The 6,029-nt window shown below is 72.5% G+C and carries 8 protein-coding genes and 2 tRNA genes; 3 read left to right on the top strand and 7 right to left on the bottom strand.

Annotated features, from left to right (window positions below):
* Positions 1 to 387: 387 nt before the first annotated feature.
* Together VOI19_RS12225 and VOI19_RS12220 are read right to left on the bottom strand one after the other, a co-directional pair.
* Positions 388 to 478: transfer RNA gene (locus VOI19_RS12225), tRNA-Ser, on the bottom strand.
* 94 nt (positions 479 to 572) lie between these two features.
* Positions 573 to 1,079 (bottom strand): hypothetical protein, encoded by a 507-nt coding sequence (locus tag VOI19_RS12220; RefSeq protein ID WP_323793237.1) that lies wholly within the window; start codon positions 1,077 to 1,079, stop codon positions 573 to 575.
* 45 nt (positions 1,080 to 1,124) lie between these two features.
* On the opposite strand from VOI19_RS12220, the gene VOI19_RS12215 reads away from it, so the two are divergent.
* Together VOI19_RS12215 and VOI19_RS12210 are read left to right on the top strand one after the other, a co-directional pair.
* On the top strand, positions 1,125 to 1,544 hold the full coding sequence (locus VOI19_RS12215) for a hypothetical protein (protein ID WP_323793236.1): 420 nt from the start codon (positions 1,125 to 1,127) through the stop codon (positions 1,542 to 1,544).
* 26 nt (positions 1,545 to 1,570) lie between these two features.
* Positions 1,571 to 2,473: an LLM class flavin-dependent oxidoreductase gene (locus VOI19_RS12210; RefSeq protein ID WP_323793235.1), complete on the top strand. Its 903-nt coding sequence runs from the start codon at positions 1,571 to 1,573 to the stop codon at positions 2,471 to 2,473.
* An 11-nt stretch (positions 2,474 to 2,484) separates the two neighbouring features.
* On the opposite strand, the gene VOI19_RS12205 is transcribed toward VOI19_RS12210, so the two are convergent.
* The 5 genes from VOI19_RS12205 to VOI19_RS12185 all read right to left on the bottom strand — a co-directional run bounded on the left by VOI19_RS12205 (position 2,485) and on the right by VOI19_RS12185 (position 5,747).
* Positions 2,485 to 2,991, bottom strand: a complete 507-nt coding sequence (locus VOI19_RS12205) for a hypothetical protein (RefSeq protein ID WP_323793234.1) — start codon at positions 2,989 to 2,991, stop codon at positions 2,485 to 2,487.
* Positions 2,992 to 3,029: 38 nt separating this feature from the next.
* Positions 3,030 to 3,117, bottom strand: a tRNA-Ser gene (locus VOI19_RS12200).
* Between the two features lie 46 nt (positions 3,118 to 3,163).
* Positions 3,164 to 3,394, bottom strand: a complete 231-nt coding sequence (locus VOI19_RS12195) for a biotin/lipoyl-binding carrier protein (protein ID WP_323793233.1) — start codon at positions 3,392 to 3,394, stop codon at positions 3,164 to 3,166.
* Between the two features lie 65 nt (positions 3,395 to 3,459).
* Positions 3,460 to 4,896 carry a hypothetical protein gene (locus tag VOI19_RS12190; RefSeq protein WP_323793232.1) on the bottom strand — a complete coding sequence of 479 codons (1,437 nt, stop codon included), beginning with the start codon at positions 4,894 to 4,896 and terminating at the stop codon, positions 3,460 to 3,462.
* A gap of 11 nt (positions 4,897 to 4,907) precedes the next feature.
* Positions 4,908 to 5,747, bottom strand: a complete 840-nt coding sequence (locus tag VOI19_RS12185; RefSeq protein WP_323793231.1) for a carbon-nitrogen hydrolase family protein — start codon at positions 5,745 to 5,747, stop codon at positions 4,908 to 4,910.
* Here VOI19_RS12185 and VOI19_RS12180 point away from each other — a divergent pair.
* Positions 5,746 to 6,029: NTP transferase domain-containing protein (locus VOI19_RS12180; protein WP_323793230.1), on the top strand; the 284-nt coding region annotated here is incomplete at its 3' end. The two genes, VOI19_RS12185 and VOI19_RS12180, sit on opposite strands and share 2 nt — an antisense overlap.

The following is a 6,029-nucleotide window of genomic DNA, read 5'->3' as shown; positions in this document are numbered from 1 at the left end:
TGCGCCCGTCAGGCACCAGCCTCCGCAGGGCCATCCGCTGTCGAGGACGGCTGAGGCGGGGGCGGCGCCCAGGACTCCGACGGAGAGGGTTGCGGCTGCGGCAGCCAGGGCGATCTTGCGGAAGTACGTCATGATGACCAGCTTTCTCCGGGTCCACGGAATGACCCGTGCGACGACAATGACACCTGAGGGTCTGTCGCGCACCGGGCCGGTCCCCCCAGGTTCGTGCAGTGCACAGATGTGCAACCGAGTCGGTGCACTCCCGTTCCTACCCCGCAGGTCGACGCCGAAACCCCGCCCGGCGGTGCCGGCCGACGTCGTACGACGCCTCGCGTGGCCCGAAATGCCACGAGCCCGCCCCCAGCAGGCTGGGGACGGGCTCGGCGGCGGAGGTGGCGAGATTTGAACTCGCGAGAGGGTTTTAGCCCTCAACCCGCTTAGCAGGCGGGCGCCATAGACCGGACTAGGCGACACCTCCATGCCACCCGCCAGGCGGGCAGCGCGACCTAGGCTACAAGGCCACGCCGGACGCGGGCCAATCGGTTGGCACCCAGGCGGTCGACCCGTGCAGATCAGGCACGGTGGGCCGCGGAGAGCCTGGCTCCGACCTCACGAGCGAAGGCGTCCTTGTCGGTCGCGAGCAGGCCCACCGGGATGGCGGTCGTGGTGCCGTCGACGCGTCGGAGCACCAGGCACGGCACGTCGCGCGGGTGCGCCGCCACCGCCTCGGTGACCTCGCTCCACCGACCGTCCTTGACCCCCGCACCGCGGACCAGGCGCACGGAGTAGCCCTCGTCGTCGAGGCGGACGACGTAGGCCCGCGAGCGCAGCCAGGCCGCGGCAGCGAAGACCGCGACGAGCTCGAGGACGAGCACCGCGACGATGAGGTCCGGCGGCCACCCGACGGCCAGCACCAGCGCCGTGACCGCGAACGTCGTCAACGCCAGCAGCAGGAAGGCGAGTCCGACCAGCCTGGCGGTGAACGCCGGCGCGAGGCGGTGCACGCTGGGCTCGGCAGGGATCGGGGCAGCCGTGGGCTCGGGAGTGGGCTCAGGGGTGGGTTCGGGGGTCTCGCTCACTCCCCCAGTCTCGCGCCCGCCTTGCCGTCGGCGTCCAGGCGGGTCATGCTCGACCTCCACCTACGTCACCGCCAGGAGACCGCCATCAGCACCAGCACTGCCCTCACCGATGCGCTGACCGCCCTGGCGGCCGCCGCTCAGGTGCCGCGCCGCGAGGGTGCGCCGACGACGAGCTGGCGCTGGTCGGTGCGGCAGCGGATGACGACCGTGCGCGACGCCCTCATGCAGGCGACCAGCGCGACCGACGACGGCTGGCTGGCCGCTCGCGGCGGCGTGGCGTTCCGCGAGCGCAACGTGCTGCTTGGACGCCTGGGCGACCTCGGCACCGAGGTGCTGGAGAACCCCGATGTCGACCAGGTGCAGTCGCTGGTGCTGCGGCTGGCCCACGACATCTCGCACCACCTGCAGAAGGTCCACGACCTGGCCTACGACGACGTCGAGCTCGAGCTCGGCGGGTCGGAGTGACCCGCGCAGGGGCGTAGCCTCGACGGATGAGGATCGGTCTGGCACTCGACACTCACGCCACCCGGGCGACCGCCGGAGAGGTGAGCTGGCCCAGGTTGCTCGCGCAGGCTCAGCTGGCCGAGGACCTCGGCTTCGACCTCGTCGTGCTCCCCGACCACCTGCTCTACGCCGCCGGCGGTGAAGGCGACTACGCGCGACCCGACGAGGCCGTCGGGGCCTGGGAGTCGCTCGCGCTCGCCGGAGCCCTGGCGTCATCGACCACGCGCATCGGGGTCGGCCATTCGATGCTCAACGCGCCGTACCGCTCGCCGTACCTCGTCGCGAAGGCCGCGGCCACGCTCGACGAGGTCTCGGGCGGGCGCTACCAGCTCGGGATCGGGTCGGGCAACAGCTTCGACTACGCGGCGGTGGGGGTCGATGCTGACGACCGGTCGCAGCGGCTGGCCGACACGGTCGAGATCCTGCACGCCCTGCTCCGCGAGGGACGCGCGGACGTCGTGGGCGCCACGACCCGCGCCGAACGGGCCGAGATGGTGCTCCCGACCCCCCAGGGCTACGGACCCCCGCTGGCCGTGGCCGCTCGGGGGCCCCGGTCGATGCGCGTGGCGGCTCGGTACGCCGATCTCTGGAACACCTGGGTGGCTCCCGATCCCGACCACGTGGAGCTCGCCGGGCTGCTGGGCGCCCTCGATGTCGCGTGCGCCGAGACCGACCGCGACCCGGCCACCCTGCACCGCACGGTCGATGCATCCGTCGATCCGCTCGATCTCGCCGGAGCCCGTGAGCGTTGCCGGGAGGCGCTGCTCGGCCTCACCGTGCTCGGGGTGTCCGAGGCGCGGTGCTACCTCGCCACCGAGGGCACCCATGCCTCACGCATGCGAGCGCTCGAGGCCATGGCCTCGACCGTGGAGGAAGCGCACTCCAGCTGAGTCGAGTGGCCTCAACGCTTGATGTACGGCGTGAAGTGGTCGTTGCCGTTGATCGACCAGTCGCCCAGGCTGCCGTCGTCCGACCACTGCACGCGCGGGCTCAGCCGTACTGCGCCCGATGGGTTGCCCACGCACGTGCGCGGGACCGACAGCTTCGTGACGTCCTTGCGGACCGAGGCCGACACGCGCAGCCCGGGGCACTCGCGTGTCGTCGGGGCTTCGTTGAAGTCGATGACCTGGGCGTAGGAGCCGTCGACAGCGGCGAAGACGACGTACTCGGCGTCGGACCCGCGCGACTGCACCTTGAACTGGACGTCGCTCACGTCGCGGCGCAGGTCGACGTGCTTGATGCGGACGCCGATGCGTCGTCCGTTGGCGACCTTGGTCCTGAGGACGTCGTTGGTGCTCGCGACGTCGCCGCGCTTGTCGCGGAAGGACTTCGACTTCGCCTCGGCGGGCGCGCCGACCGCGAGCACCAGGGCGGCTGCCGTCAGAAGAGCGGGGACAGAGCGGTGCACAGACACTCCCGAGAACGTGTGAGGATCAACCGACCAGCTGGCAGAGGGGGCGGGATTCGAACCCGCGGTAGGTCTCCCTACGACCGCTTTCAAGGCGGTTCCGATCGGCCGCTCCGGCACCCCTCCTCGCAGCGGCCGGGGCCACTGCACCCCGGAGTCTAGTCAGCCGCAGTCAGGGCGACAGCACCAGCAGCACGTCGCCCTCCTGGACGACGTCGCCCGCGGCGACCTTCACGGCCGTCACGACGCCGGGGACCTCAGCGATCACCGGGATCTCCATCTTCATCGACTCCAGCAGCGCGACCTCGTCGCCGGCCGCGACCCGGGCGCCGACCTCGACGCTCACGCCGAGCACACCAGCGACCATCTCGGACACGATCTCGATCACCTGCTCACGGGCCATGACAGAGACGCTATTCGTTACCGCTCAGTACGTGGGCACGCGCGTCTCGTCCGGCCGCGAGGACCTCACCGCAACGGCTGGGTACGGCGTGGCTCGGGGCGCGAGGCCGCGGCCTCCTCGTCGACGCGGCTGCGCCGTCCGCTGCTGCGGGCACCGCCTCCGGAGCCGGTGAGGAACAGGTCGAGTCGGATGACGAGGTAGCCGATCGCCAGCCCGACGAGAAGCCCGTAGAGCACCGACAGTCCGGTCTCGGTGAGTCCGATGGTCGGGTTGACCAGGCTGTTGGCCGTGGCGGCCGTGGCGGCGACCCCGAAGGCGCACACCCACCAGCCCTGCCGACGGCGCGCACGCATGTGGACGCCGTACGCGAGCGCGGGGATCCCGAGCACCGCCTCGAGCGGACGGGGGAAGGCACCGAGGTTGTCGCGGCTCCAGCGGACGATGTCGAGCGAGGACTCCACGATCGTGGGGGTGCCGTAGCGGCGCAGCAGCTCGGCGTAGAGCACCGTGATCACGACGAGGACTCCCCCGACGAGCACGATCACCGCCCCCCGGCGGCCGAGGCCGTGCAGGCCGGCACCGAGGCGGTAGACCACGACGAACACCATGGCCAGGGCGATCCCGAAGGTGGCGTACTCGAAGTCGGCGACCGTGACTACAGGCTCGAAGCCGACCGTCGCCAGGGCGCCGATGCCGGCCACGACCACGGCGATCACGCACTCACGCACCGCGCGGGCGAAGGTGCGGGCCGGGACGGTGATCATGACCGCCAGGACGGCGCTGACCACACAGGTCATCACCGCAGCCCCGGTGGCGAGGTCGTCGCGCCCCGAGATCAGGGCCGCGAGGCCGAGGGCCGCGGCGAGCGAGCCGAAGACGACGGGGCGGCCACCGGTGCGACCGGCCAGCGCCCACGAGTAGGCGCTCGCCACGACCACCGCGCCGGCCTGGCCCAGCCACGACGGACCGACCGGGACCATCGCGCAGATCAGGGCCGCCAGCGCCACCGCGATCGCGAGACCCCAGCCGCGCACCGGCCAGCGGGAGTCGCCGAAGGTCTCGATGCGCTCGGCGAGACCGTCCCACGGCCTGCGGGTGGTCTCGGTCGAGTCCTGCTGGGCCTGCTGGTCGCCCTGGTCTGCAGCAGAGGGTGTGGGGGCAGCTGGAGGCGTGCTGGACGCAGGCGGCGCCGGCGGGACAGCGGGCGCCGGTGGCGCCGGGAGCGCCACGACCGCTGGACTCACCGGGATGGCGGGCTCGACGGCCGGGGCCGCCGGGGTCGGCGGGGTCGGCGGGGTCGGCGGGGTCGGAGGGGCGACCGGGGCCGGCGGATTGACCGGTGCGACGGACGGGATCGTGACGGGGTTGCTGACCGGGCTGCTGATCGGCGCGCCGATCGGGCCGGCGTCGTCCTCGTCGTCCTCGTCGGGCAGCTCGAGGTAGGCCACCGGTTCGGGGGTCGGCTGCTCGGGTGAGCGGCGTCGACGCAGGAACCTGGACATGAGAAACGAGGTTACAGACGCCGGTTGAGCAGCGACGGGTTGGTACGGCGTGCCGCCGCAAGGGTGGCGCGGCTCACCTCGGCGCGCACGACCTCGGCGTCATCACCGGCCTCGACCAGCACGTCGCCCAACGGGTCGACCACCAACGAGTGCCCGCTGTAGCGCGGACCCGGCTGCGCGGCCGCAGCGACGAAGACGGTGTTCTCGATCGCCCTCGCCCGCACGAGGGTGCGCCAGTGGTCGACCTTGCGCTCGCCCGCCACCCAGGCGGCCGGGACGACGAGCAGCTCGGCGCCGGCGTCGACGAGCAGCCGCGCGAGCTCGGGGAAGCGGAGGTCGTAGCAGGTCATCAGCCCGACCTTCCAGCCACGAACGTCGAGCACGGTCGGCGTCGGGTCGCCGGCGAGGAGCCGCTCGGACTCGCGGTAGCCGAAGGAGTCGTAGAGGTGGATCTTGCGGTACTCCCCGCTGGCGGCGCCGCGGGCGAGGAGGGTGTTGAAGGGGCGGCTGTCGTCAGGGTCGGACGTCGACTCGAACATCCCCGCGACGACGGTGGTGTCACGGGCCGCGGCCACCTCGGCGAGCGTGGCGGCGAACGGGCCGTCGACCGGCTCGGCGTAAGGGCTGACGTCGGAGCCGGCCTCGCCGAAGTCGCGGGCGAAGGCCTCGGGCAGCACGGTCAGGTCGGTGCCGTCGGGCACGAGCGCGGCCAGGCGGTCGCGATTGGCCGCCGGGTCGAGGCCGGAGGCCTCCTGCACGAGGGCGAGGCGCAGCACGTCGCCGGACGGGTCGGGGTCGGTCACGTCCTCCAGCCTGCCACTGCCGAGGTCCTCCTGCGAGGATCTGGCCATGGCGGCTCTCGACGACGACCTGACGAGCTATGGGGCGGTCGTGCTCGCCGGCGGCCGCGCGGTCCGCCTGGGGGGCTTCGACAAGGCCTCGACGGAGGTCGGCGGGCGCACGCTCCTGGAGCACGCGCTGGACGCCGTCGTCGACGCCGCCGAGGTGGTCGTGGTGGGCGAGCAGGTGCCCACGGAGCGCCCGGTGACGTTCGTGCTCGAGCAGCCGCGCTTCGGCGGCCCCGTCGCGGCACTGCTCACCGGGTGCGACCTGCTGCTGCGCCCGACCGGGTT

Origin of the sequence: Nocardioides sp., from assembly GCF_034670285.1 — a bacterium.
In the GTDB taxonomy this organism is placed as follows: Bacteria; Actinomycetota; Actinomycetes; order Propionibacteriales; family Nocardioidaceae; genus Nocardioides.
This window is presented reverse-complemented; position numbering and strand designations above follow the sequence as displayed.

Coding starts and splice junctions, on each gene's coding strand:
- VOI19_RS12215 (WP_323793236.1), top strand. CDS start 1,125: ATGCTCGACCTCCACCTACGTCACCGCCAGGAGACCGCCATCAGCACC.
- VOI19_RS12210 (WP_323793235.1), top strand. CDS start 1,571: ATGAGGATCGGTCTGGCACTCGACACTCACGCCACCCGGGCGACCGCC.
- VOI19_RS12195 (WP_323793233.1), bottom strand. CDS start 3,394: ATGGCCCGTGAGCAGGTGATCGAGATCGTGTCCGAGATGGTCGCTGGT.
- VOI19_RS12190 (WP_323793232.1), bottom strand. CDS start 4,896: ATGTCCAGGTTCCTGCGTCGACGCCGCTCACCCGAGCAGCCGACCCCC.
- VOI19_RS12185 (WP_323793231.1), bottom strand. CDS start 5,747: ATGGCCAGATCCTCGCAGGAGGACCTCGGCAGTGGCAGGCTGGAGGAC.